This window comes from Cryptocyanus atlanticus LEGE 06306, from assembly GCF_056633155.1.
In genome coordinates this window covers 102,017-126,422 of the sequence record NZ_JBSJOZ010000006.1, presented here as the reverse complement: position 1 = coordinate 126,422, position 24,406 = coordinate 102,017, and the positions used below count along the sequence as shown (strand labels likewise).

The 24,406-nt window shown below is 71.1% G+C and carries 25 protein-coding genes; 16 read left to right on the top strand and 9 right to left on the bottom strand.

The window, feature by feature from the left end; all coding sequences use genetic code 11:
- Nucleotides 1-18: 18 nt before the first annotated feature.
- From rlmB to ACWJI7_RS08735, 4 genes are all read left to right on the top strand, one after another.
- Nucleotides 19-1,656 (top strand): 23S rRNA (guanosine(2251)-2'-O)-methyltransferase RlmB, encoded by a 1,638-nt coding sequence (gene rlmB, locus ACWJI7_RS08750; RefSeq protein WP_479937167.1) that lies wholly within the window; start codon nt 19-21, stop codon nt 1,654-1,656.
- An 81-nt stretch (nt 1,657-1,737) separates the two neighbouring features.
- Nucleotides 1,738-1,986, top strand: coding sequence for a DUF1816 domain-containing protein (locus tag ACWJI7_RS08745; RefSeq protein WP_479937165.1), 249 nt, complete (start codon nt 1,738-1,740; stop codon nt 1,984-1,986).
- Nucleotides 1,987-2,015: 29 nt separating this feature from the next.
- Complete coding sequence (gene gatA, locus ACWJI7_RS08740) at nt 2,016-3,476, top strand: Asp-tRNA(Asn)/Glu-tRNA(Gln) amidotransferase subunit GatA (RefSeq protein ID WP_479937163.1); 1,461 nt, start codon at nt 2,016-2,018, stop codon at nt 3,474-3,476.
- A 140-nt stretch (nt 3,477-3,616) separates the two neighbouring features.
- Nucleotides 3,617-7,150 (top strand): DNA polymerase III subunit alpha, encoded by a 3,534-nt coding sequence (locus tag ACWJI7_RS08735; RefSeq protein ID WP_479937161.1) that lies wholly within the window; start codon nt 3,617-3,619, stop codon nt 7,148-7,150.
- A gap of 3 nt (nt 7,151-7,153) precedes the next feature.
- On the opposite strand, the gene ACWJI7_RS08730 is transcribed toward ACWJI7_RS08735, so the two are convergent.
- The 3 genes from ACWJI7_RS08730 to ruvA are packed head-to-tail and all read right to left on the bottom strand — an operon-like array spanning nt 7,154 to nt 8,653.
- Nucleotides 7,154-7,633, bottom strand: coding sequence for a photosystem II biosynthesis protein (locus ACWJI7_RS08730; RefSeq protein ID WP_479937159.1), 480 nt, complete (start codon nt 7,631-7,633; stop codon nt 7,154-7,156).
- 8 nt (nt 7,634-7,641) lie between these two features.
- Nucleotides 7,642-7,911 (bottom strand): 30S ribosomal protein S15, encoded by a 270-nt coding sequence (rpsO, locus tag ACWJI7_RS08725; protein ID WP_479937157.1) that lies wholly within the window; start codon nt 7,909-7,911, stop codon nt 7,642-7,644.
- A 58-nt stretch (nt 7,912-7,969) separates the two neighbouring features.
- Complete coding sequence (gene ruvA, locus ACWJI7_RS08720) at nt 7,970-8,653, bottom strand: Holliday junction branch migration protein RuvA (RefSeq protein ID WP_479937155.1); 684 nt, start codon at nt 8,651-8,653, stop codon at nt 7,970-7,972.
- Between the two features lie 22 nt (nt 8,654-8,675).
- Between ruvA and ACWJI7_RS08715 the strand changes: the two genes are divergently transcribed.
- Entirely contained in the window at nt 8,676-9,248 is a 573-nt protein-coding gene (locus ACWJI7_RS08715) for a hypothetical protein (protein WP_479937153.1), read from the top strand.
- A 24-nt stretch (nt 9,249-9,272) separates the two neighbouring features.
- Here ACWJI7_RS08715 and ACWJI7_RS08710 read toward each other — a convergent pair whose 3' ends face one another.
- On the bottom strand, nt 9,273-10,127 hold the full coding sequence (locus ACWJI7_RS08710; RefSeq protein ID WP_479937151.1) for a DMT family transporter: 855 nt from the start codon (nt 10,125-10,127) through the stop codon (nt 9,273-9,275).
- An 85-nt stretch (nt 10,128-10,212) separates the two neighbouring features.
- Between ACWJI7_RS08710 and dnaG the strand changes: the two genes are divergently transcribed.
- Both dnaG and ACWJI7_RS08700 read left to right on the top strand, forming a co-directional pair.
- A complete protein-coding gene (gene dnaG / locus ACWJI7_RS08705; protein ID WP_479937149.1) occupies nt 10,213-12,306 on the top strand; it encodes a DNA primase in 2,094 nt (697 codons plus the stop codon).
- Between the two features lie 72 nt (nt 12,307-12,378).
- The gene (locus ACWJI7_RS08700; RefSeq protein WP_479937147.1) at nt 12,379-13,788 is read left to right on the top strand and encodes an aromatic ring-hydroxylating dioxygenase subunit alpha; all 1,410 of its coding nucleotides are present in this window, start codon (nt 12,379-12,381) and stop codon (nt 13,786-13,788) included.
- A 27-nt stretch (nt 13,789-13,815) separates the two neighbouring features.
- Here ACWJI7_RS08700 and ACWJI7_RS08695 read toward each other — a convergent pair whose 3' ends face one another.
- Both ACWJI7_RS08695 and ACWJI7_RS08690 read right to left on the bottom strand, forming a co-directional pair.
- Nucleotides 13,816-15,123, bottom strand: coding sequence for a Y-family DNA polymerase (locus tag ACWJI7_RS08695; protein ID WP_479937145.1), 1,308 nt, complete (start codon nt 15,121-15,123; stop codon nt 13,816-13,818).
- 7 nt (nt 15,124-15,130) lie between these two features.
- On the bottom strand, nt 15,131-15,595 hold the full coding sequence (locus tag ACWJI7_RS08690) for a LexA family protein (RefSeq protein WP_479937143.1): 465 nt from the start codon (nt 15,593-15,595) through the stop codon (nt 15,131-15,133).
- Between the two features lie 104 nt (nt 15,596-15,699).
- Here ACWJI7_RS08690 and ACWJI7_RS08685 point away from each other — a divergent pair, with 104 nt between their 5' ends.
- Nucleotides 15,700-16,368 carry an AAA family ATPase gene (locus tag ACWJI7_RS08685; protein ID WP_479937141.1) on the top strand — a complete coding sequence of 223 codons (669 nt, stop codon included), beginning with the start codon at nt 15,700-15,702 and terminating at the stop codon, nt 16,366-16,368.
- Here ACWJI7_RS08685 and ACWJI7_RS08680 read toward each other — a convergent pair.
- A complete protein-coding gene (locus tag ACWJI7_RS08680; RefSeq protein ID WP_479937139.1) occupies nt 16,335-16,817 on the bottom strand; it encodes a hypothetical protein in 483 nt (160 codons plus the stop codon). The two genes, ACWJI7_RS08685 and ACWJI7_RS08680, sit on opposite strands and share 34 nt — an antisense overlap.
- 36 nt (nt 16,818-16,853) lie before the next feature.
- Nucleotides 16,854-17,351: a pentapeptide repeat-containing protein gene (locus ACWJI7_RS08675; protein WP_479937137.1), complete on the bottom strand. Its 498-nt coding sequence runs from the start codon at nt 17,349-17,351 to the stop codon at nt 16,854-16,856.
- A 51-nt stretch (nt 17,352-17,402) separates the two neighbouring features.
- On the opposite strand from ACWJI7_RS08675, the gene ACWJI7_RS08670 reads away from it, so the two are divergent.
- Complete coding sequence (locus ACWJI7_RS08670; RefSeq protein WP_479937135.1) at nt 17,403-17,813, top strand: YraN family protein; 411 nt, start codon at nt 17,403-17,405, stop codon at nt 17,811-17,813.
- A gap of 2 nt (nt 17,814-17,815) precedes the next feature.
- On the opposite strand, the gene ACWJI7_RS08665 is transcribed toward ACWJI7_RS08670, so the two are convergent.
- Nucleotides 17,816-18,103: a hypothetical protein gene (locus tag ACWJI7_RS08665; RefSeq protein WP_479937133.1), complete on the bottom strand. Its 288-nt coding sequence runs from the start codon at nt 18,101-18,103 to the stop codon at nt 17,816-17,818.
- 84 nt (nt 18,104-18,187) lie between these two features.
- On the opposite strand from ACWJI7_RS08665, the gene rsmA reads away from it, so the two are divergent.
- The 7 genes from rsmA (at nt 18,188) to ACWJI7_RS08630 (ending at nt 24,406) form a co-directional block, all read left to right on the top strand.
- Nucleotides 18,188-19,027 carry a 16S rRNA (adenine(1518)-N(6)/adenine(1519)-N(6))-dimethyltransferase RsmA gene (gene rsmA / locus ACWJI7_RS08660; protein WP_479937131.1) on the top strand — a complete coding sequence of 280 codons (840 nt, stop codon included), beginning with the start codon at nt 18,188-18,190 and terminating at the stop codon, nt 19,025-19,027.
- A 68-nt stretch (nt 19,028-19,095) separates the two neighbouring features.
- Nucleotides 19,096-20,136, top strand: a complete 1,041-nt coding sequence (gene ispE, locus ACWJI7_RS08655; RefSeq protein WP_479937129.1) for a 4-(cytidine 5'-diphospho)-2-C-methyl-D-erythritol kinase — start codon at nt 19,096-19,098, stop codon at nt 20,134-20,136.
- The gene (locus ACWJI7_RS08650; protein ID WP_479937127.1) at nt 20,133-20,492 is read left to right on the top strand and encodes a DUF3082 domain-containing protein; all 360 of its coding nucleotides are present in this window, start codon (nt 20,133-20,135) and stop codon (nt 20,490-20,492) included. Before ispE ends, ACWJI7_RS08650 begins: the two co-directional genes overlap by 4 nt.
- A 191-nt stretch (nt 20,493-20,683) precedes the next feature.
- Nucleotides 20,684-21,667 (top strand): pyruvate dehydrogenase complex E1 component subunit beta, encoded by a 984-nt coding sequence (locus ACWJI7_RS08645; protein ID WP_479937125.1) that lies wholly within the window; start codon nt 20,684-20,686, stop codon nt 21,665-21,667.
- A 1-nt stretch (nt 21,668) separates the two neighbouring features.
- Nucleotides 21,669-23,183 (top strand): protein translocase subunit SecD, encoded by a 1,515-nt coding sequence (gene secD / locus ACWJI7_RS08640; RefSeq protein WP_479937123.1) that lies wholly within the window; start codon nt 21,669-21,671, stop codon nt 23,181-23,183.
- A 6-nt stretch (nt 23,184-23,189) separates the two neighbouring features.
- Nucleotides 23,190-24,227, top strand: coding sequence for a protein translocase subunit SecF (secF, locus tag ACWJI7_RS08635; protein WP_479937121.1), 1,038 nt, complete (start codon nt 23,190-23,192; stop codon nt 24,225-24,227).
- Entirely contained in the window at nt 24,224-24,406 is a 183-nt protein-coding gene (locus ACWJI7_RS08630; protein WP_479937119.1) for a hypothetical protein, read from the top strand. The genes secF and ACWJI7_RS08630 overlap by 4 nt, the downstream gene beginning before the upstream one ends.

The following is a 24,406-nucleotide window of genomic DNA, read 5'->3' as shown; positions in this document are numbered from 1 at the left end:
CCATCGCCTGCCGACCCCATGAGCCCACGATTCGAGCGCCGCCCCCCCAAGGGGGCCGGATCCGGGGATCGCCCGTCCGCCGGGGGCCGGAGCGGCAAACCCGCCCGCTTCAGTGCCCCCAGGCCGGACTGGCGCGGCGGTGGCGGCAGTGGCGGAGGTGGTGGCAGTGGTCGGGACGGCGAACGGGACGGCCGATGGGAGGGCCGCGAGCGGCGCTCCGATGATCGCCGCGGGGGCTACGGAGCCGCCGGGGGTGGACGGCGGGAGAGGGATCAGCGTCCCCAGGCCGACGGCCGGCCCGCCCGCGTGATCGGTGGCCGGCCGGCGGGTCGCCGTTTCGACGAACGGCGGCCGGCGGGACGCGAGGAGGGGCGGGCCGGCGGGGAGCGCCCCCGCTTCACCCCCGGCCGGGCCCGGGGTCGGGAGGAGTCGCCGGAGAACACCGGCAGTGCCGAACGATTCGGCGCCGAGCCAGCCGACGATCTGATCTGGGGCCGTCATCCCGCCCAGGCGGCGCTGGAGAGCGACCGGCCGATCCACCGGATCTGGTGCACCCCAGAACTGCGCTTCGCCCCGCGCTTCCTGCAGCTGCTGCGCGAAGCCAAGTCGGAAGGTGTGCTGGTGGAGGAGGTCACCTGGGCCCGGCTGGGGCAACTGACTGGCGGCGCGGTGCACCAGGGGATCGTGCTGCAGGCGGCGGCGGCGGACACCCTGGATCTGGGCAGCCTGATCGAGGGCTGCCGCGCCATCGAGGAGCCGCCGCTGCTGATGGCGGTGGACGGGCTCACCGACCCCCACAACCTGGGGGCGATCGTGCGCAGCGCCGAGGCCCTCGGCGCCCATGGTCTGGTGCTGCCCCAGCGGCGCAACGCCGGCCTGACCGGCTCGGTGGCCAAGGTGGCCGCCGGCGCCCTTGAGCATCTGCCGGTGGCCAAGGTGGTGAACCTGAACCGCTCCCTGGAGCAGCTCAAACAGGAGGGGTACCGGGTGGTGGGCCTCGCCGAGGAGGGAACCGTCAGCCTGATCGAGTCCGATCTCAACGGCCCGCTCGTGGTGGTGACGGGCTCGGAAGGGTCGGGTCTCTCGATGCTCACCCGCAAGCATTGCGACCAGCTGATCCGGATTCCGCTGCGGGGCGCCACCCCGAGCCTCAACGCCTCGGTCGCCACCGCCCTGCTCCTCTACGAAATCGCTCGGCGGGGCTGGATGCAGTCGATCAGTGGAACGGCTCCGGCCCCACGGCTGGTGCGGCCCCAGGTGCCCACCACAGCCGCCGTTTCCTCCTCCCCCGTGGCTGATCCCGAAGCGGCCTCCACGCCCACCATCCCCCCGCTCAGCCCGGAGCAGCCGGATCCGGCGCCAGGGGCATCCGCAACGGCCGAGGCACCCGGGGCTCCCCGGTCCCTGACCCAATCGGAGCACCATGGTGCCCTGGACGAACCGGACGCCCTGAACGACGACCACGAGGACCACACTGCGGAACCTCCGGCGGAGGCCCAATCCGTGGCGGAGGCCCAATCCGTGGCGGAACCCGAGGGTCCCTCCCCCACGGCGGCCGATCCGGGCCTGGAGCTGGGGGTGGCTCTGCCGACCGAGCTTGAGCTGGGCTTTCTGCCGGCCACGCCGGCCTCGTTCCAGGGGGACATCCGTCTGTGATCCACCCGGAGCCCGCCGGATGACGCCCAAGGCAGTGGTGGCCCGGCCGATGGGCACAATGGGGCGGTACGACACGCCTCGATGAACGCCCTGCTCCTTCTTCTGCGCAGCCTGGCCAATGGCCTCGGGGTGGCCTGGTGGGCGCGGGTGGAGACCCGCTCCCCCCACGTCATCTACTGGTTCGGGCCCTTTCTGCGGCGGCGGGAGCTGGAAGCGGCCCTGCCCGCCTTCCTCGACGATGTGGGCAGTGAGTCCCCGGGGGCCCTTGAGCACGAGCTGCTGCGCATCCGACGGGGCGAACCGCTCACCGAGGAGCTGGAGCCTGGCTGATAGCGTCGCCCGATCGGAGACAGGGGCTGATGGGGATCGCCGAGTGGCGTGAGCGGCTGGAGCGCGGAGAACTCTCGGCCCGGGAGCTCACCGATCTGCATCTCGCCCGGATTGACGCCGTCGATCCCACGGTGCATGCCTTCCTCGAGGTCACCGCCGATCGCGCCCGGGCCGACGCCGATCGCATCGACACCGCCCGCGCCGCCGGGGACACCCTGCCGCCCCTGGCCGGCATCCCCCTGGCGATCAAGGACAACCTCTGCACCCGGGGGATCCGCACCACCTGCTCCAGCCGGATGCTGGAGACCTTCGTGCCCCCCTACGAATCCACCGTCACCGAACGGCTGTGGCGGGCGGGTGGCGTCCTGATCGGCAAGACCAATCTCGACGAGTTCGCCATGGGCAGCTCCACCGAGACCTCCGCCTTTGGGCCCAGCCGCAACCCCTGGAATCCCGAGACGGTCCCGGGCGGCAGCTCCGGCGGCAGTGCGGCCGCCGTGGCCGCCGGCGAATGCGTCGCCGCCCTGGGCTCCGACACCGGCGGCTCCATCCGCCAGCCGGCCTCCTTCTGCGGCGTGGTGGGGCTCAAGCCCACCTACGGCCGGGTCAGCCGCTGGGGGCTGGTGGCCTTTGCCAGCTCCCTCGATCAGGTGGGCCCCTTCGGCACCAGCGTGGCCGATGCCGCCGATCTGCTCCAGGTGATCGCCGGGGAGGATCCCCGTGACGCCACCTGCCTGAAGGCCCCGGTGCCCAACTACCGGGCGGCCCTCGAGCAGCCCGTGGCCGGCCTGCGGGTCGGGATCGTGCGCGAGTGCTTCGAAGCCGAAGGCCTGGATCCTGAAGTGAAGGCCGCCGTCCTCGCCGCCGCGGGGCAGCTGCAGGACCTGGGCTGCGATCTGGTGGACGTGAGTTGCCCCCGCTTCAACGACGGCATCGCCACCTACTACGTGATCGCCCCCTCGGAGGCGTCGGCCAACCTGGCCCGCTACGACGGCGTCAAGTACGGCCATCGCTCCGAGCAGGCGGACAGCCTGGCGGAGATGACCGCCCGCAGCCGGGCCGAGGGCTTCGGGGAGGAGGTGCAGCGGCGCATCCTGATCGGCACCTACGCCCTCTCCGCCGGCTATGTGGACGCCTACTACCGGAAGGCCCAGCAGGTGCGGACCCTGATCCGCCGCGACTTCGACGCCGCCTTCCGGTCGGTCGACGTGCTGCTGACCCCCACGTCCCCCACCACGGCCTTCCGCTTCGGCGCCCACGCCGAGGATCCCCTGGCCATGTACCTGGCCGATCTGCTGACCATCCCGGCCAACATGGCCGGCCTGCCGGCGATCAGCCTGCCCTGCGGTTTCGATCCGGGCGGGCTGCCGATCGGGTTGCAGCTGATCGCCGGGGTTCTCGAGGAGCCGCGGCTGCTGCAGGTGGCCTACCACTACGAGCAGGCCGCCCGGGTGATGGAGCAACGCCCGGAAGCGGCCCTGGTGCCCTGAGCGGGGCGGAATCGACCCAACCACCACATCTGGGGTTGACTATGCCGATCCGCCTGGCCGACCCCCTGGATCTTGCGTAGGCCCCTTAGCCTGGAGAGGCCGCCTCACCAGGGCGGCCATCCCCGCGAGCCCGCGATCCCTTGGCCTTCGTCCCCCTCCACAACCACAGTGATTACAGCCTGCTGGACGGGGCCAGCCAGCTGCCCCAGATGGTGGAACGGGCGGTGGAACTGGGCATGCCGGCCCTGGCGCTCACCGACCACGGCGTCATGTACGGCGCCATCGAGCTGCTGAAGCTCTGCAGCAAGGCGGGCATCAAGCCGATCATCGGCAACGAGATGTACGTGATCAACGGCTCGATCGACGACCCCTGGGTCAAGGGCGAGCGGCGTTACCACCTGGTGGTGCTGGCCAAGAACGCCACCGGCTACCGCAACCTGGTGAAACTCACCAGCCTCAGCCACCTGCGGGGCATGCGCGGCCGCGGCATCTTCGCCAGGGCCTGCATCGACAAGCGATTGCTGGAGCAGCACCGCGACGGTCTGATCCTGGCCACCGCCTGCCTCGGGGGCGAGATCCCCCAGGCGATTCTGCGGGGCCGACCCGAGGTGGCCCGTGAGGTGGCCCGCTGGTATCAGGAGCGCTTCGGCGAGGATTTCCTCCTGGAGATCCAGGACCACGGCTCCCCGGAGGACCGGATCGTCAATGGGGAGATCGTGCGGATCGCCCGGGAACTGGGCATCGGCCTGATCGCCACCAACGATGCCCACTACCTCAGCAGCGCCGACGTGGAAGCCCACGACGCTCTGCTCTGCGTGCTCACCGGCAAGCTGGTGAGCGATGAGAAACGGCTGCGCTACACGGGCACGGAATACATCAAAAGCGAGGCGGAGATGGGCCGCCTCTTCGCGGATCACCTGGAGCCGGAGGTGGTGACCGAGGCGATCGCCAACACCGCGGCGGTGGCGGAGCGGGTCGAGGCCTACGACATCCTCGGCCGCCAGCAGATGCCGCGGTTCCCGATTCCAGCGGGTCACACGCCGGTGAGCTATCTCAGCGCCGTGGCGGAACAGGGGCTGCGCCAGCGGCTGGGGCTGAACACGAACGATCCGATCGACCCCACCTATGGCCAGCGGCTGGCCTTCGAGCTGCAGGTGATGGAGCAGATGGGCTTCCCCACCTACTTCCTGGTGGTCTGGGACTACATCCGCTACGCCCGCGAGCAGGGCATCCCGGTGGGACCGGGGCGCGGGTCGGCGGCCGGCTCCCTGGTGGCCTACGCCCTGGGAATCACCGCCCTCGATCCGGTCGAGCACGGCCTGCTGTTCGAGCGCTTCCTCAACCCGGAGCGCCGGTCGATGCCGGACATCGACACCGACTTCTGCATCGAGCGCCGCGGTGAAGTGATCGAGTACGTCACCGAGCGCTACGGCGCCGACAAGGTGGCCCAGATCATCACCTTCAACCGGATGACCTCGAAGGCGGTGCTCAAGGATGTGGCCCGCGTGCTCGACATCCCCTACGGCGACGCCGACCGCCTCGCCAAGCTGATCCCGGTGGTGCGCGGCAAGCCCGCCAAGCTCGCCGAGATGATCGGGCCCGAGTCGCCGGCGCCGGAATTCAGGCAGAAATACGAGAAGGATCCGGTGGTGCGCCGCTGGGTGGACATGGCGCGCCGGATCGAGGGCACCAACAAGACCTTCGGCGTCCATGCCGCCGGGGTGGTGATCGCCGCGGAGCCGCTTGATGAGCTGGTGCCGTTGCAGCGCAACAACGACGGCCAGGTCATCACCCAGTACTTCATGGAGGACGTGGAGGCGATGGGGCTGCTGAAGATGGACTTCCTCGGCCTCCGCAACCTCACGATGATCGAGAAGACGATCGATCTGGTCGAGCAGAACAGCGGCCAGCGCATCGATCCCGACGCCCTGCCCCCCCACGACGCCGCCACCTTCGCCCTGCTCGCCCGCGGTGATCTCGAGGGCATCTTCCAGCTCGAATCCAGCGGCATGCGCCAGATCGTGCGCGATCTCAAGCCCTCCTCCCTGGAGGACATCTCGTCGATCCTGGCCCTCTACCGCCCGGGTCCGCTCGATGCGGGCCTGATCCCGAAATTCATCAACCGCAAGCACGGCCGCGAAGCGATCGAGTTCGCCTGCCCGGCGCTGGAGCCGATCCTCGAGGAAACCTACGGGATCATGGTGTATCAGGAGCAGATCATGCGGATCGCCCAGGATCTGGCCGGCTATTCACTCGGAGAGGCCGACCTGCTGCGCCGGGCGATGGGCAAGAAGAAAGTGGCCGAGATGCAGAAGCACCGCCACCAGTTCGTGGAGGGGGCCACGGTTCGGGGCGTGAGTGCCACGGTGGCCGAAGCGCTGTTCGAGCAGATGGTGCTCTTCGCCGAATACTGCTTCAACAAGAGCCATTCCACCGCCTATGGCGCGGTCACCTATCAGACCGCCTATCTCAAGGCCCATTTCCCGGTCGCCTACATGGCCGCCCTGCTCACGGTGAATGCGGGCAGCACCGACAAGGTGCAGCGCTATATCGCCAACTGCCAGGCGATGGGCATCGAGGTGATGCCCCCCGATCTCAATGCCTCCGGCATCGACTTCACCCCCACCGGCGAGCGGATCCTCTTCGGCCTCTCGGCGGTGCGCAACCTCGGCGACGGCGCGATCCGCCAGCTGCTGGACAGCCGGGCCGCCGAGGGGCCCTTCTCCTCCCTGGCCGACCTCTGCGACCGCATCTCCTCCCAGCAGATGAACAGGCGGGCGCTGGAATCGCTGATCCATTCCGGGGCCCTCGATTCGCTCGAACCGAAGGCCAACCGGGCCCAGCTGATGGCCGACCTGGATCTGGTGCTCGACTGGGCCGGCTCCCGGGCCAGGGACCGGGCCAGTGGCCAGGGCAACCTGCTGGACCTGCTCGGCGCGGCCCCAGCCCAGGCGCCCGACGGCGTCCCTGGATCAGCCGATCACTCCACCGCCCCCAAGGCTGCCCCGGTGGCCGACTACCCCCCCAAGGAGAAACTGCGGCTGGAGAAGGAGCTGGTGGGCTTCTATCTGTCCGATCACCCGCTCCGGCAGCTGGCCCACCCGATCCGCCTGCTCTCGCCGATCGGCCTGGGCAGCCTGGAGGAGCAGGCCGACAAGGCCCGGATCAGCGTGGTGGCGATGGTGCCGGAGCTGCGCCAGGTCACCACCCGCAAGGGGGACCGCATGGCGGTGCTCCAGGTGGAAGACCTGAGCGGCACAGCCGAGGCGGTGGTCTTCCCGAAGACCTATGCACGCCTGTGCGATCACCTGATGGTGGATGCTCGGCTGCTGATCTGGGCCTCGGTGGATCGGCGCGACGACCGGGTGCAGCTGATCGTCGACGACTGCCGCGCCATTGATGACCTGGAGCTTCTGCTGGTGGAACTGCCGGCGGATCAGGCCAGCGACATCGCCGTGCAGCATCGGCTGCGGGAATGCCTGACCCGCCACCGGCCGGACCAGGACGAGGCGGGGGTGCGGGTGCCGGTCCTGGCCCTGATCCGCCGGCAGGGCGAAGCCCGTTACGTGCGGCTGGGCCACCAGTTCTGCGTGCGCGATGGCGGCGCGGCCCTGGGCACCCTCAGCCAGGCCTCGTTCAAGGCCCAGCTCCGTCCGGCCCTGCAGAGCGCCTGACGCTCAGCCCCCGTTGGCGCCGCCCTGGCGCATCGCCCGGATCGAGCCTCGCACCCGGCCCAGGTTGAGCCCGATCTGCTCCAGCCCCAGCAGGGATCCGGGCTGGGGTTCCCAGCTGGCCGAGAGCACCCCGTAGCTCAGCCCCAGCAGGCCCAGCAGGAAGCAGGCCCCGGAGGTGGCCAGGGTGAGGATCGGAGCGATCTCAAGCAGACCGCGGCTCACCAGCAGATAACTGGCGACGAAGACCCCCATGCCGAGCAGGGATGGACCGCCGGCGGCCACGGCGATGCGCCGGGCCATCCGGTTGGCCACCTCCGGAGGAATCACCTGGGATCCGTCGGCGGAGCGTCCCGCCGAGCCGGCGGACGTGGCCGCTGGCCGTTGCACCGCCGGCACGGACTGTCCGGATGGCTTCCTGACGCTCCGGCGTGAGGGGCGATCGGGTTGAAACGGCTGGGGCTTGGACCTGGACTTGGCCGCCATGGCGTGGCTCAGCCGCGGATGCCGAGCTTGGCGATCAGCTGGGCGTAGCGCTCCTCGCTCTGGGCGCGGAGATAGCCGAGCAATCGCTTGCGGCGCCCGATCATCTTGAGCAGACCCTGGCGGGAGGAGAAGTCGTGCTTGTTCTGCTGCAGGTGGCCGGTGAGCTGGCTCACCCGCTCGCTCAACATGGCCACCTGGACCTCCACGGAGCCGGTGTCGGTGCCGTGGGTCTGGTGGGTGTTGATCAGTTCCTGCTTCTTAGTGGTATCGAGCGGCATGCCGGCGTCGGGCCCTGACGGTGCAAACAGCCAACCTAACGCCTCAGCTGACCCCCGCTCAGGCGGCCGAGCGGGAGAGCCACAGCAGGCTCTCCCGCAGCCAGGGGTCAGGGCCGACGCTCGCCTCGAGGCCCTGCTGGCCCACCGCCCGCAGGGCCCGGCTGATCTCCAGCGGTTCATAGCCCAGGGCCGTGAGGGTGAGCTGCACCTCCTCACGGGTGGAGGGGTCCGGACCCGGATCCGTCCGGCCCTCGCCCGGGGCCTCCTTGAGGCCGAGCCGGTCGGCCCCGGTCCCGGCCCAGCCCCCGTCGAAGGACCCTCGGAACGCCTCGGCCAGCTTGCCGCGCAGCTCCACCGACAGCCGCTCGGCGGTGCGCTTGCCCACCCCGGGCGCCCGGGCGAGCAGCCGCAGATCGGCCCGCACGATGGCCCGCACCAGCTCTTCGGGGCTCATCGAGCCCAGCAGGGCGAGAGCCATCTGGGGGCCCACCCCGCTGACCGCCACCAGCAGCCGGAACAGATCCCGCTCGTGGCGCGCCCCGAAACCGAACAGGGTCCAGGCGTCCTCCCGGATCGCCTGATGGGTGTACAGGCTGAGCGGGCTGCCGGTCGGCGGGAGGCCTTCCCAGTGGCGCCGGGTGAGCTGCACCTCATAGCCCACTCCCTGACAGGCCAGCAACAGACCGCAGCGGTTGCCCTGCTGCCACGGCTCCGCCACATGGCCCTGCAGCCAGCCGATCATGGGGTTCATTCCGATGCGACCCATGGTGCCCGGTCCGCCAAGCCCCGCCAGTCCGCCCAGGTCCGACGCCCCCTCCAGCCGGAGGCCCCCCGTCGGTCGGATCTCCTCCCGGCTGGGGGGCCGGCTGGGGGGCCGGCTGGGGGCCCTGCTGGGGGGCCTCTTGCTGCCGTTGCTGCTGACGCTCGGCGGCTGTCAGGGCGCCGGTCAGCCGCCCCGGGGGGTGCTGCTGCAGGCCCTGGCTCTGCAGATCGATCTCACCCAGCGGGCCATCGCCGATGCCCTTGCCCTGGAGCCCCCCGGCGGCCGCCCCCAGGTGAGCCGGGTGCGGCTGGATGGGCAGGAGGCGGTGCGGATCGGAGAGGGCAGGGGTCTCCACCTCAGCGGCCGCTTTGACTGGCGGCTGGCGAACGATCCCTTCCAGGTGGACAGCCCCTTCGAGCTCTATCTGCTGCGGGGGGAACGGGGCGAGAGCTGGCGGCTGGCCAGGCCGGTCGGGGGCCCGGCCGCCAACGGCGGTCCAGATCGCGGCGAGGCGGCCGAATCCAGCCCGGAATGGCTGCTCGATCCCCTGCCGCTGCCGGGAGACCTCGCCTGATGGCCCGGGGCCTGCGGCGAACAGTCAGGAGCGACGGCCGTTGAGGCTGAGTACGGTCGCCGCCAGCACCAGGCCGGCGGCGAGCATCGTGTCGGGATCGAGCGGTTCCCGGAACCAGAGCAGACCCCAGAGAGCGGCCAGGGGCACCTGCACATAACTCATCGCCGTGGCGCGGCCCGCCGGCAACCCCAGCAGGCCCTTGGTGAGGGCCAGCTGGCCCAGCTGGGTGAACAGACCCACGCCCACCAGCCAGCCCAGCTCCGGGCCGGTGGGCAGCACCGGATGGAGCAGCACCGCCGGCAGGCTCAGCGGCAGCGCCAGCAACGGAAAGTAGAAGATGATCACCAGCGGGTGCTCGGTGCGCCCCAGAGCCCGCACACTCACGTAGGCCAGGGCGGAGAGCACGGCACCGGCCAGGGCGAACAACAGGGGGCCGGTGGGCAGCTGGGAGGCCGCTCCGCCGACCAGGGAGGGATCGACGAGCAGCGCCACCCCGAGCCAGCCCAGGACCACCGCCAGCACGACCCGGCCGCCCGGGCGCTCCCCCAGCAGGGGCCAGGCCAGCAGGGCCGTGACGGTGGGATGGAGGTACTGCAGCACCGTGGCCACCGCCAGGGGAAGGCCGGCGAGGGCGAGGTAGACGCAGTAGAGACCGGCCGTCCCGAGGGCGCCCCGCAGCACCAGCAGGCCGCGGCGCTGGCCCCAGGGGGAGAGGCCGGCGTGGCGGAGCATGGCGGCGCTCAGCGCCAGGCTCACCACGGCCCTGGCCAGCACCACCACATCCACCGGCAGGCGGCTGCCCACCGCCTTGACGCACACCCCCATCAGGCTGAAGGCCAGGGCGCTGGCCAGCATCCAGAGCGCGGCGCGGCGCTGCATGTGCCGATCCCGCCGTTCCCCTCCCCAGGCCTGGTGGTCTCCGGCAGAATGGGCGCCACCCAGACCCCACCGGTAGCGCCATCCCTTGAGCCAGTCCGCGCTCCAGCCCCGTCTCCACCCGCGCACGATCGAGGCCGTCAAGGAGCGTGCGGACATCGTTGACGTGGTGGGTGAGCACGTGGTGCTCAAGAAGAAAGGGCGGGAGTTCGTGGGGATCTGCCCCTTCCACGACGACAAGTCACCGTCGATGACCGTGTCGCCGGCCAAGCAGTTCTACTACTGCTTCTCGTGCGGCGCCGGCGGCAACGCGATCAAGTTCCTGATGGAGCTGCAGCGCACCAGCTTCAGCGAGGTGGTGCTGGATCTGGCCCGCCGATACCAGTTACCGGTCGAGACCGTCGACGGTCCCCAGCAGGAGCGGCTGCGGCGCCAGCTCTCGCACCGGGAGGCCCTGCTGCGGGCCCTCGCCCTGGCCTCCGGCTGGTTCCGCGCCCAGCTGCGCAGTCCCGAAGGGGCCGCCGCCCTCACCTACCTCAGGGAGCAGCGGGGCCTTGATGCGGGCACCATCGAGACCTTCGAGATCGGCTACGCCCCCAACCGCTGGGACGGTCTGCTCCGCCATCTCACCCAGGTGGAAGGTCTGCCCCCGGAGCGGCTCGAGGCCGCCGGGCTGGTGATCTCCCGCAAAGGGGGCGAGGGGGTCTACGACCGCTTCCGCCATCGGGTGATGGTGCCGATCAAGGACCGGCAGGGTCGGGTCATCGGCTTCGGCGGCCGCAGCCTCGACGGCGGCGAGCCGAAGTACCTCAACTCCCCGGAGACGGAGGTGTTCGAGAAGGGCCAGCACCTGTTCGGTCTGGACCGGGCCGCCGCCGCCATCCGCAAGGACGACCAGGCGGTGGTGGTGGAGGGCTACTTCGACGTGATCGCCCTCCACGCCGCCGGCATCACCAATGCGGTGGCGTCCCTGGGCACGGCCCTGAGCGGCCGGCAGATCACCCAGCTCTGCCGCTGCTGCGAGAGCAAGCGGCTCATCCTCAACTTCGACACCGACGCCGCCGGCGTGCGGGCGGCCCAGCGGGCGATCGGTGAGGTGGAACATCTGGCCCTCCAGGGCCAGCTGGAGCTCCGGGTGCTGCACCTGCCCGCCGGCAAGGACCCCGACGACTTCCTCAAGGAGCATGGGGCCGGCGAGTACCGCGCCCTGCTGGAGCAGGCACCGCTCTGGCTGGACTGGCAGATCGAGCAGGCTCTCGCCGGCAAGGATCTCAGCCGCGCCGACCAGTTCCAGCAGGCGGTTGCCGGCCTGGTGGCGCTGCTGGGCAAGCTGCCCCAGTCGGCGGTGCGCAGCCACTACCTCCAGCGGATGGCTGAACGGCTGGCCGGGGGCCAGGCGCGGCTGGCCCAGAAGCTGGAGGAGGACCTGCGTCAGCAGGTGAAGGGGGAGCGCTGGCATGGCCGCGCCAGCCGCTGGGAGCCGCCGGGGGCCATCGGGCTGCGCGAGCACGCCGAGGCGGAACTGCTGCGGCTCTACCTCCATGCCGGCCGCCATCGCCCCACGATCCGGCGGGAGCTCCGCCTGCGGGAGCTCGACGAGTTCGCCCTCTCCCATCACCGTCTCCTCTGGGCCACCATCGGCGCGATCGAGGAGGACAACCTCGGCGTCGGTCGGCTGGAGGCGATCAACCGCGGCAGCGATCCCGGTGACGATCTGGCCCGCATCGACCTGCCGCGTCTGCTCGGTGACCGGCTGCTGCTGGAGCCGAGCGACCTGCTCGATCGGCTCACCCCCCTGCTGGAGCCCAACGAGCTGCAGCGCATGGCCCTGGCCCAGCCCCTGCTGCAGCTGCGCGGCGCCACCGCCAGCCTGGAGCGTCAGCGGTGTCTGAAACGTTGTCGGCACCTGCTCGACGCCTGGGGCGCCCAGCGGCTCGAAACCCTGGAGCGCTGCATCGCCCGTCTGCTGGAGCCGGACGGCCAGCCTCCCGGGGCGACCCCAGCCGCGACCCCAGCCGCGACCCTGGACATGGAACCGCGCATCGACGCACTCTTCGCCGAACTCAACCGCGACGCCCTGCGCTTCCAGGAGCTGTACTACAGCGAACGCCGACACATCGGCGCCCTCGACCAGCAGCGCTGCGCCGGGCTGGCCGAAACCCTGCAGGCCCCGGCCGCCTAGCGCTTCCACACCAGGGTCCGCAGCCACCCCCTCCCAACTGCCACCATCCGCTCCTGACACGACAGGACGGGGATGACCAGCCCCAGCGGCGCCACCACGGCTCCGGACCCAGCTCCGGGAACAGCCCCGGCCACCGATCCCGATCCGGCGGGCCAGGCCGGCCCGCTCTGGCGACGCGCCTGGTATCCGGTGGCTTACCTGCGCGACCTCGATCCGACCCGCCCCGCCCCGTTCACCCTGCTGGAGGACGACCTGGTGCTCTGGTTCGACCGCCACGGTTCCCCCGGACCGGCCGGCGGCCGCTGGCGTGCCTTCAGCGACGCCTGCCCCCACCGGCTGGCCTCGCTCTCCGAGGGGCGGCTGAGTGGGGACGGCGAGCTGGAGTGCCCGTACCACGGCTGGACCTTCAACGGCACCGGGCAGTGCACCGCCATCCCCCAGGCCCAGGCGGGCCGCCGCCCCAGCGAGCGGCGGGCCCGTTGCCGCGCCTACGCCACGGCCGAGGGCCAGGGGATGCTGTTCGTCTTCGCCGGCGAGCCGGAAGACGCGGTCGCGGTGGCGCTGCCCCTGGTGCCGCAGATCGAGGAGGAGCCCGGCCGCTGGCTGGTGCAGGACACCTTCCGCGACCTCCCCTACGACGCCCTCACCCTGCTGGAGAACGTCCTCGACGTCAGCCACGTGCCCTTCACCCACCACGCCACGGTCGGGCGCCGCGAGACCGCCGGACCGGTGGAGCTGGAGGTCACCGAGGCTGGCCCCGCCGGGTTCAGCGGCGTCTGGCGGGAGGGGCCCAGACAGGGCAAGCTCGGCACCCAGTTCAGCCGCTTCGACGGCCCGTGCCTGATGTGGCACGACCTCACCGCCCCCGGCTTCGCCCGCATCCTGACCGTGGTCTACGCCACACCGATCCGCAAGGGGGAGTGCCGGCTGTTCGCCCGTTTCCCCTTCCGCTTCGACTCCCCCTGGCCGGGCCGGCTGCTGCGGCTGCGGCCCCAGTGGCTGCAGCACCTCGGCAACCATGTGGTGCTCGAGGACGATCAGATCTTCCTGCATGCCCAGGAGCGGGCCCTGCAGGAGCGTGGCGGCAGCCCGGCGGTGGCCCGGGCCTTCCACCTGGCCACCGGCGCCGACGGCTACGTGCAGGCCCTGCACCAGTGGGTGACCCAACACGCCGGCGAACCCTTTCCCGGTGCGCCCCTGCCGCCGCCGCTCGACCGCACCCGGCTGGTGGAGCGCCTCGAGAGCCATACCCGCCACTGCCGCAGCTGCTCGGGGGCCCTGGCCACGATCCGGCGCTGGCGGCCGCTGCTGCCGCCGCTGGCCTGGCTGGCCCTGCTGGCGATCGCCTGGTTCCACACCGGTTGGGCCCTGGCGGTGGGAGGGGCCATCGCCCTGGCGGCCTGGGCGCTCCAGCGGCGGCTGGAGGGCTGGGAGCAGCAGCTCCTGGCCGGCAGCGACCGGCCACCGCGCAACCGCCGGTAGGGGAACGATCGTCCGCGCCACCCCGGTTCAGCCGCTGTGCACCACGGGGATGTCGCCCAGGCGGGTGGTGGCGGCGCGCGACAGCCGCTGGCGCTTCATCGCCCAGGCGGGCTGGAGGCCGCAGGCGGCCCACTGCACGGTGCCGCGGCCGTAGCGGCGGTTGAGGCCGTCGATCGTGGCCATCAGCACCGCGCGACGGCGCTGGTCGGCCTCGGACAGGGGCGCGAACAGATGGTGCTGCAACTGCTCCAGCGGCTGCAGGTTCTGCAGCAGCACACCGGCCTTCTGCAGCGGCTTGTGGGGCCGGAACAGACGCTCGGCCAGGGGCAGGGCGGCGGCCAGCAGCACGGCGGTGTCGTGGCTGGCCAGCGGCAGCGACACGGTGGCGGCATTGGCGTAGAAGCGGGTGCCGTTGAACGGGCTGCTGCGCACGAACACCGTGATCGTGTCGGTGCGCTGGCGCTGGCGGCGCAGCTTCTCGGCGGCGCGGCTGAGGTAGGTGGCGACCGCCTCCCGCAGCTGGGAGAGCTCGCGGATCGGCTCACTGAAGCTGCAGCTGACGCAGGTTTCACGCTTGGCCGGCGCCACGCTCTGCAGCGGCAGGCAACCGCGGCCGCGCAGCTCCTGCTGCAGCCGCAATCCCACCACGCCCGCCCTGGAGCGCAGCTCCCCACTGGCCATCTCGCGCAGCTGGAGCGCATTGGCCACGCCCCGCAGGCGGCACCAGCGCGAGAGCTGGCGGCCGATCCCCCAGACGTCCTCGATCGGCACCAGCTCCAGCCAGGGCGCCGGATCGGGCACGGCCCCCAGATCGAACACCCCCTCCGCCGGTGCCGGCGAACCCGCCACCGCCCCCAGCGGCGGCCGCTTGGCCAGCCGGTTGGCCAGCTTGGCCAGGGCCTTGGAGGGGGCGATGCCGACGGCGATCGGCAGTCCCAGGTGGCGCCGCACCTGCCGGCGCAGGGCCTGGCCCCAGGCGGTGAGATCCCCGGCAGCCGGGCGGTGCAGCCGGCCGAAGGCCTCGTCGATCGAATAGATCTCCAGCTCCTCCACCCAGGGCTCGAGGGTGTTCATCAGCCGCTGGCTCATGTCGGCGTAGAGGGCGTAGTTGGAACTGCGCACCAGCACGCCCAGCTGCTCCAGCTGGCGCCGCACCTGGAAGTAGGGGCGGCCCATGGGAATACCGAGGGCGCGGGCCTCGGCGCTGCGGGCCACGATGCAGCCGTCGTTGTTGGAGAGCACCACCAGCGGCTGGCCGATCAGGGCAGGATCGAGGGCCGCCTCGCACGAGGCATAGAAGTTGTTGCCGTCGATCAGCACGGTGGCCTGGGGCATCGGCGGCTCAGAGCGAATGGATCACGTGGATGGCCACGCCCCAGAGCCGGGTGTCGTCGTCGTCGCTGAGCTCGAGCGGCGGATAGGCCGGATGGGCCGCCTCCAGGCACCAGCGGCCGCGCTGCAGCACCAGCCGCTTGAGGGTGAAGCCCCCGTCCAGCACCGCCACCACGATGCGGCCCGGGCGGGGTTCGACGCTGCGGTCGACGATGAGGAGATCACCGTGGTGGATGCCGGCGCCGGTCATCGAATCACCGCTGACGCGCAGGAAGAAGGTGCTGCTGGGGTGACGGATCAGCTGCTCGTTGAGATCGATGCCCACCTCCACGTAGTCGGCGGCGGGGGAGGGGAAGCCGGCCGCCACCGACTCGGTCGCCAGGGGCAGCCGCACGGCACGCCGCTGGAGCCGCAGCGGACCGAGCGGCTCCGGCGCCAGCGGCGGGACCCGGTCGGCACGGCGTTCGACGGACACGGGGCGACCCCAGACAGGGGGCCAGGTTAGTGCACTTGTACTAGCAGCGGAAAGCGGCGGGCCGGACTCCTAGGTTCGGAGGCCCGTTCGGCCCTTCGGTCGCGATGCGCATCGCCATCTCAGGATCCCACTCCCTGGGAAAATCCACCGTCGTCAACGACTGGGTGGCGGCGCATCCGAGCTATCGACGGGAGGACGAGCCCTACCGCGTTCTTGGCCTGCGGGGACCCTACGAGATCCGGTTCCGCGAGGCCTCCACCAGACTTCACAATGGTCTGCAGATGTACTACAACATCGGCCGACTTCATCGCTACAGCAGCCCGGCGGACCGGGTGATCTTCGACAGGTCTCCGGTCGATTACCTGGCCTACTCGCAATACACAGCCAATCAGAACAGCACTGACATCGATGCGGACTTCGTGCTCTCCATGGTGCCCGCCGTCAGGGAATCGCTCGATCACCTCGACATCCTGGCCTTCGTGCCCCGCTCGGACGACTGGCCCGTGGCCATGGAGGACGATGGCATCCGGCCGGTGGATGAGGCCTACCGCGATGAGGTGGACAGCCTCTTCAAGGAGATCTATCGCCACGGCCGCTTCGGCGTGATGCCGGAGCGGCGGGCTCCGCAGCTGATCGAACTCTGGGGGCCAGCCCCGCAGCGCCTGGAGCAGCTGCAGGCGGCGATCGATGCGCTGCAGGGGGCGGCGGCGGACCGGGAGGGGCTCCGCCGGCGGGACGCTCAGTCGTCGTCGTCATCCTCCAGCAGCAACTGATGGAATTCGCTGTACAGCTCCTGATGCTCAGCGGCGGCGGAGCGCCCGGGCGGAACGGCGGACCGCTGGCCCCGGAGCGGCCCCTGCCGCCGTGAGGATGGGGGCGAAGCGGGGGCCGGCGGCACGGCGGCGGCCGAACCTCGCGGGGGAAGCGGGCCGGAATCCTGCGGTTGACCAGGCTCGCGGCGGCGGCGCTGGCGGCGCTGATCCTCCAGCGCCTGCAGGCGCTGGAGCAGGTGGGGCGGGACACGGCCATCGGGGCTGGCCTTGATCAGCTCATGGAACAACTGATCCGGATCGGTTGTGACCTCCAGGGGATGCAGGCGCTGGCCGGAGCCATCGGGGGCCGGGGCCGGGGCCGGAGCCGAAGGCGGGGGCGCGGGGAGGGGCTGGGGCAGGCGTCGCCCCAGCTCCTTCAGGCGCTCCAGGCTGTGGGCATCGAAGCTCATGGGCCGGCGGGCTGGAGGATCACGACCTCGGGGTCGTCAGGCGCACCCGAGGGTCTCGCGGGTGAGCCGGCCGGTGACCGGATTGGTGCCGCTGGCCATGGCGCAGAGCTTGGTGAGCACATCGGGGCGCAGCGGCACGTTGGTGAAATCGGCCCCGTCGATCGCCACGTCCTCGAACCGGGTGTTGAACGCGAAGGCGTCCTCCAGCACGGCGTCGCGTAGATCGGTGCCCTCCAGCACGGCCGAATCCAGGGTGGCCTCCCGCAGATCGGCGCCGCGCAGGTTGGCGTCCTGGAGCTTGGCCCCGAACAGACTGGCGTTGCGCAGATCGGCCCGGGAGAGATCGGCGTCGCGCAGGTTGGTGAGATTGAAGGTGACACCGCGCAGGTTGCTGCCGTGGAAGTCAGCACCGATCAGCACCTGTTTGGCGTAGTCCATGGCGGCATCGGCCGGGGGAGCTGCCAGCGGCAGGGCACCGGCCAGCAGCAGCAGGGCGCACAGGCCGGACATCAGCGAACGCAGCAGGACAGCCATGGCTTCAGTGCGACACAAGGGGAACCTTAGGGACAGTCGAGCGGCACTCCGATGGCTCCGCGCACACCGCAACGGGTCCGCAGCCGCACCGCCATCCCCGGCCGCTGGGCGGAGCAACGGGCACTGCGGCTGCTGCGGGAGCGGGGCTGGAGGCTGCACTCGCGGCACTGGAGCTGCCGCTGGGGGGAACTGGATCTGGTGCTCACCAAACCGGGGCGGCTGCTGCTGGTGGAGGTGAAGGGGCGGCGCCGCTGCGGACCGGATGGCTGGGGGACGGCCGCCGTGGGGTTGGCCAAACGGTGGAAGCTGGCGCGGGCCTGGGCCTGCTGGATGGCGGCCCATCCGAGCTGGGCCGAGCTGCCGTTGGAGACGGTCTGTGCCCTGGTGCCCCTGCCTCCGGCGCCGGGACCGGTGCGCTGGCTGCGGCTCGAGGGGCCGCTCCAGGATCAGGGGGCCGGCTGAGATCAGGGGATGGGGGGCGACCCGGACGGCGGGGCCGGTCCGGACGGGGCGGGTGGAGCCGGCTGGAACTCGATGGTGCAACGGTGGCGGTAGTTGCTCATGCCGACCATCAGTTCCTGGCAGCGGGTCGCCGTGATGGTGGCCCCGGGCGGCAGCTGCTGCCGGGCGCGCTGCAGGGCGTTGCCGCGATCCCAGACCGAATCGGCGCTGACGCTGCCGGCCTGGGCCGGAGCCAGCCCCATCCCCGCGGCCAGGGCGAGCAGGGGGGCAGTGAGGCGGGCGGAACGCATGGCCGGCAGATCAGGGGCTCCCCCGCTCTAGCCAGGGATGGGTCTGGCGCGCGGGCAGGCTGGGGGCTCCCTCCGTCCACGCCCATGACCTTCGGGGCCCACCGCGCCCGCAAACGCTTCGGCCAGCACTGGCTCACCGACACGGCCGTGCTCGATCGCATCGTGGCGGCGGCGGGGATCGAGGCATCCGAGACCGTGCTGGAAGTGGGTCCGGGCCGCGGCGCCCTGACTGAGCGGCTGCTGGCCACGCCCCTGGCCGCCCTGCGCACGGTGGAGCTCGACCGCGACCTGGTGGCGGGTCTGGAGAGGCGCTTCGGTGCCGACCCCCGCTTCCATCTGCTCGCCGGCGACGTGCTCACGATCGAGCTGCCCGCCGCCGACAAGGTCGTGGCCAACATCCCTTACAACATCACCGGTCCCCTGCTGGAACGCCTGGTGGGACGTCTGGACCGGCCCGCCGCCCGTCCCTACCGGCGGCTGGTGCTGCTGGTGCAGCGGGAAGTGGGGGAGCGGATCCGCTCCAAGGCCGGCAGCAGCGCCTTCAGCGCCCTGAGTGTGCGGATGCAGCTGCTGGCGCGCTGCCACACGGTCTGCCCGGTGCCACCCCGTGCCTTCCAGCCGCCGCCGAAGGTGCATTCGGAGGTGATCCTGCTCGAACCCCTGGCGCCGGAGCAGCGGCTGGAGCCGGAGCTGGCCGCAGGGATCGAACGTCTGCTGAAGCGCTGCTTCGCCTCCCGACGCAAGATGCTGCGCAACACCCTGGCGGGCCTGCTGCCCCCCGGGGAGCTGGCGGCGCGGGCCGCCGCGGCCGGTATCAGCCTGCAGCAGCGGCCCCAGGAGCTGGCAGCTGAGCGCTGGGTGGCCCTGGCCGAGCGGCTCGGCGAGGCCACCGGCTTGAATCGGGCCGAGGCCGGGCCGACCTGATCCGGGTCGATCGGCCCGGTCCACGCTCCAGCACCCGCCACCAGCCCAACCCACCCGCGAGCCCGTCCATGGTCAATCCGAGCGGACCCGAACGGAGTGGATCGGAACACCCGAGGAACGAACCGGACGGGTCGCCGGAAATCCTGGTGGAGGCCCCGGCCAAGATCAACCTGCACCTGGAGGTGCTCGGCCTGCGGGACGACGGCTTTCACGAGCTGGCGATGCTGATGCAGAGCCTGGATCTGGCCGACCGTCTCCGGCTGCGCCGCCGCGACGACGGCGGGATCAGCCTGGACTGCGACCAACCCGGGCTGCCCACCGACGGCGGCAATCTGATCGTGCGGGCGGCCGAGGCCCTGCGGCGCCATGGGGGGCGGCCGGAGCTGGGGGCCGCGATCGTCCTGGAGAAGACCATCCCGATCGGCGCGGGGCTGGCCGGCGGCTCCAGCGATGCCGCCGCCGCCCTGCTGGGCCTGAACGCCCTCTGGGAGCTGGATCTGGAGCCGGAGAGCCTGGCCGGGCTGGCGGCGGAGCTGGGCTCGGACGTGCCCTTTTTCCTGGAGGGGGGCAGCCGGCTCTGTTTCGGTCGGGGCGAGCGCCTCGAGCCGGCCGGGCTGGGGGATGGCCCGCGCCTGGCCGCTCCGGAGACCTCGGGGGAGCTGGCGGTGCTGCTGATCAAGCATCCGGCCGCCAGCGTGTCCACCCCCTGGGCCTATGGCCGCTGCCGTGACCTGCGGGGAGACTTCTATCTGGAGCGGGAGGAGGACTTCGAGCAACGGCGGCAGGCTCTGCGGCAGGGCCCGCTGCTGGCGGCCCTGCGGGGGGAGCGGGCCCTGCCGCCCCTGCGCAACGACCTGCAGGGGGTGGTGGAGCCGGACCAGGCCAGCGTGGGGGAGGGACTGGATCTGCTGCGGAGCGCCCCGGGGCAGCTGGGGGTGGCGATGAGCGGCTCCGGTCCGAGCCTGTATGCCCTCTTCGCGGAGCTGGAGGCGGCCGAGGCGGCCCGCCGGCGGCTGCAGAGCGCCCTGACGGCGGCAGGGTTCCACGCCTGGTGCTGCCGCTGCAGCAGCATGGGGGCCAGGATCATCTGCCCCCCGCCGGCCCGATGAGCGAGCCCGACAACGCCACGGCCCGGCCGGAGACCACCGGACGCCCGGCACCGGAGGCCCATCCGGAGGCTGGCGCCCCCCCCCGCAAGGGACCGCTCAGCTTCCTCTCGGGAGCCCTCACCAGCGGGGCGCTGGCCTGGATCTGCCTGCAGCTGAGCGGGCGGGTGCTGGGCTGGTACGCGCTCCACCCGCCCCACTACAGCAAGCCGATCGCCCAGAGCATCGGCACGGCGGTGAAGACCCTGGTGGTGGGCATGAGCTTCCTGGCCACCTTCAGCTTCGCCTTCGTGGCGCTCGGGCTGGCGCTGGTGTTCGTTCGCAGCCTGCTGCCGGGCAGGACCGGAGAACCCTCCTAGGCTCTGCCCAGAGGCTTTCCGCCATGACCCCCCACGACCTCGGCCTGCTGGCCCTGCTGCTCTCGCCGGGCATGCTGCTCTCGGTTCTGCTGCTGGCCACCTTCGCGGCCGGAGGCTGATCGGGGCGGCCCAGCCGTGGCCTGAGATAAGTTGGCCGCTCCACCGGCAGCCGCCGGCTCCGCACACCGCCCGTGGCCGAGACCCTCCTGTTCAACGCCCTGCGTGACGCCATCGACGAGGAGATGGAGCGGGACCCGACCGTCTGCGTGATCGGCGAGGACGTCGGCCAGTACGGCGGCTCCTACAAGGTCACCAAGGATCTCTACGAGAAATACGGCGAGCTGCGGGTGCTCGACACCCCGATCGCCGAGAACAGCTTCACCGGCATGGCCGTCGGCGCCGCGATGACGGGGCTGCGCCCGATCGTGGAGGGCATGAACATGGGATTCCTGCTGCTGGCCTTCAACCAGATCTCCAACAACATGGGCATGCTCCGCTACACCAGCGGCGGCAACTACACCATTCCCACGGTGGTCCGCGGCCCCGGCGGGGTGGGACGCCAGCTGGGGGCGGAGCACAGCCAGCGGCTGGAGGCCTACTTCCACGCGGTGCCCGGCATCAAGATCGTGGCGGTGAGCACCCCCACCAATGCCAAGGGCCTGATGAAGGCGGCCATCCGGGACAACAATCCTGTCCTCTTCTTCGAGCACGTGCTGCTCTACAACCTCAGCGAGGAACTCCCCCAGGGCGACTACATCTGCGCCCTTGATCAGGCGGAAGTGGTGCGTGAAGGCAAGGACGTCACGATCCTCACCTACTCCCGCATGCGGCACCACTGCCTCAAGGCGGTGCAGCAGCTCGAAGCCAATGGAGTGGACGTGGAACTGATCGATCTGATCAGCCTCAAACCCTTCGATCTCGACACCATCGTGCGCTCGGTCCGCAAGACCCACCGGGTGCTGGTGGTGGAGGAATGCATGAAGACCGGCGGCATCGGCGCTGAACTGATCGCCCTGATCACCGAGCACTGTTTCGACGACCTCGACGCCCGCCCGGTGCGGCTCTCCAGCCAGGACATCCCGACCCCCTACAACGGCTCGCTCGAGAATCTCACGATCATTCAGCCCCACCAGATCGTGGCCGCCGCCAGCGGGCTCAAGGCAGGCACGATCTGAGATGGCACGACCTCAGGGGTTCTTCGCCCTGATCCTGGCGCTGGCGATCGCCTCCGCAGCCGTGCTGATGAGTTTTCCGCTCCAGCTCGGCCTCGATCTGCGCGGTGGCAGCCAGCTCACCCTGCAGGTGCTGCCCGCCGGCAGCATCAAGGCCGTGGAGAGGGAGCAGCTGGAGGCCGTCAAGGAGGTGCTCGATCGCCGCGTCAACGGCCTCGGGGTGGCCGAATCGACCCTGCAGACCGTCGGGGACGACCAGTTGGTGCTCCAGCTGCCCGGCGAGCAGGATCCCAGCCGGGCCGCCAAGGTGTTCGGCACCACGGCCCTGCTGGAGTTCCGGGCCCAGAGGCCCGGAACTGAACAGGAGATGCAGGGACTGCTGCGCCTGAAGCGACAGGCCACCGCCGTGCTCAATCAGGTGGAGAGCCGCCCAGGCTCCCGGGACGATGCCACCGCTCCGGGTGATCCGCCCGCCCCTCCGGCCCCGGGCTTCGAGCCCGAGGAACTGGGCCGGATCCTCCAGGACCTGGGCGTTCCGGTGGTGGCGGGCGCCGGTGAGGCCGAGCAGCTGACGGCCCTGCTGGAGGCGGTGAACCGCCGGGTGGTGGCCCTCTATGAACCTGCCACGCTCACTGGCAAGGATCTGGTCACGGCCGGCCGGCAGCAGCAGCAGACCGGCAGCGGCTGGGACGTGACCCTCAATTTCAACCGCGAGGGGGCCGAGGGCTTCGCCGAACTGACCCGCTCGATCGCCGGCAGCGGGCGCCTGCTGGGCATCGTGCTCGACGGCCGCTCGATCAGTGAGGCCAGCGTCGGCCAGGAGTTCGCCGTGGCGGGCATCACCGGTGGGGCCGCCAGCATCACCGGCAACTTCAGCGCCGAGGAGGCCCGGGATCTGGAGGTGCAGCTGCGGGGCGGCTCCCTGCCCCTGCCGGTGAAGATCGTGGAGGTGCGCACCGTCGGCCCCTCCCTGGGGGCCGAGAACATCCGCAGCAGCCTGGTCGCCGCCCTGGCCGGCCTGGCGCTGGTGGGGGTGTTCATGGTGGTGATCTACCGGCTGCCCGGTGCCATCGCCGTGCTGGCCCTCAGTCTCTACACCCTGTTCAACCTGGCGCTCTACGCGCTGATCCCGGTCACCCTCACCCTGCCGGGCATCGCCGGCTTCATCCTCTCGATCGGGATGGCGGTGGACGCCAACGTACTGATCTTCGAGCGGGTGAAGGAGGAACTGCGCTCCGGCACCACCTTGATCCGCTCGATCGACGCCGGCTTCTCGCTCGCCTTCTCGTCCATTCTTGATGGTCACCTCACCGGCCTGATCAGCTGTGTGGCCCTGTTCAGCCTGGGGACCGGCCTGGTCAAGGGATTCGCCGTCACCCTGGGCATCGGGCTGCTGCTGAGTCTCTTCACGGCCCTCACCTGCACCCGCTCGCTGCTGCGCCTGTTGATGACCTATCCGAACCTGCGACGACCGACCTACTTTCTGCCCGACCGCGAGCGGCCCTCACCGGCAGCCTGAGTTTCCATGACCCTCACCCCCAGCGGGTTGCCCACGGCCGCGGCGATCCGCTTCTTCCGCATCACCCGCTACCGGCGCCTGGCCTGGTGGGGCTCCGTCCTGGCCTGCCTGCTGAGTCTGCTGGGGATGGCGCTCTGCTGGCTCAACCCGGCGATCGCGGCCCCGTTCCGGCTCGGCCTCGATTTCACCGGAGGCACCCGCATCCAGCTTGAGCGGGACTGCGGCGACGCCTGCGACAGGCTCGACAGCCCCGCGGTGACGCGGGCCCTGGCCGCCATCCGCCTGCCGGAAGCCGATGGGGAGCCGGCCCCGTCGATCCAACGGGCTCCGGTCCAGGTGCTGGATGCCGGACGCTCCCTCGACCTCCGCCTGCCCGGACTCAGTGCCGAGCAGGGCAGCGCCCTGATCGAGCAGCTCTCGGCTCCGATCGGTCCGTTCCGGAGTGGGGGCACTTCGGTGGAAACCATCGGCCCCACCCTGGGCGCCCGGCTGCTGCGCAGCAGCCTGATCTCGCTGCTGGTGAGCTTCGTCGCCATCGCCGCCTACATCACCTTCCGCTACGACCGCCTGTTCGCCTTCCTGGCCATCCTCTGCCTCGGCCACGACGTGCTGATCACCTCCGGGCTGTTCGCCTGGCTGGGGCTGCTGCGGGGGGTCGAAGTGGATTCCCTCTTCGCCGTCTCCCTGATCACCGTGGCGGGCTATTCGGTCAACGACACGGTGGTGGTGTTCGACCGGATCCGGGAGCAGAAGTCCCTGCTGGCCACCCTCCCGTTCAGCGACCAGGTGGACGTGGCCGTCGACGCCACCCTCACCCGCTCGCTCTACACCTCCCTCACGACCCTGCTGCCCCTGCTCGGGATCCTGTTCTTCGGAGGCTCGAGTCTCTTCTGGTTCGCCATGGCCCTGACGGTGGGCATCAGCGTCGGCAGCTGGTCGAGCATCGGCATCGCCCCCACCCTGCTGCCCCTGCTGAGCGGCAGCGGGTTCGCCAGCCGCCGGCGGGACAGCGATCGGGCCGAGGCCGCCGGCAGCACCGGATGAAGGGGTTTTCCCTCATCCCGCTGCTGCTGGTGGTGCTGGCCGTGGCCGATCTGCGCGGGGAGCTCCGTCTGCTGAGCGATCACTTCACCTGGTCTTCGCTGGGGACGGCCCTGCAGCAGCATCCCCTGGCCGTGGCGGTGCTCCTGCTGACCCCCAGCCTGGTGCGCCGCTATCGCTGA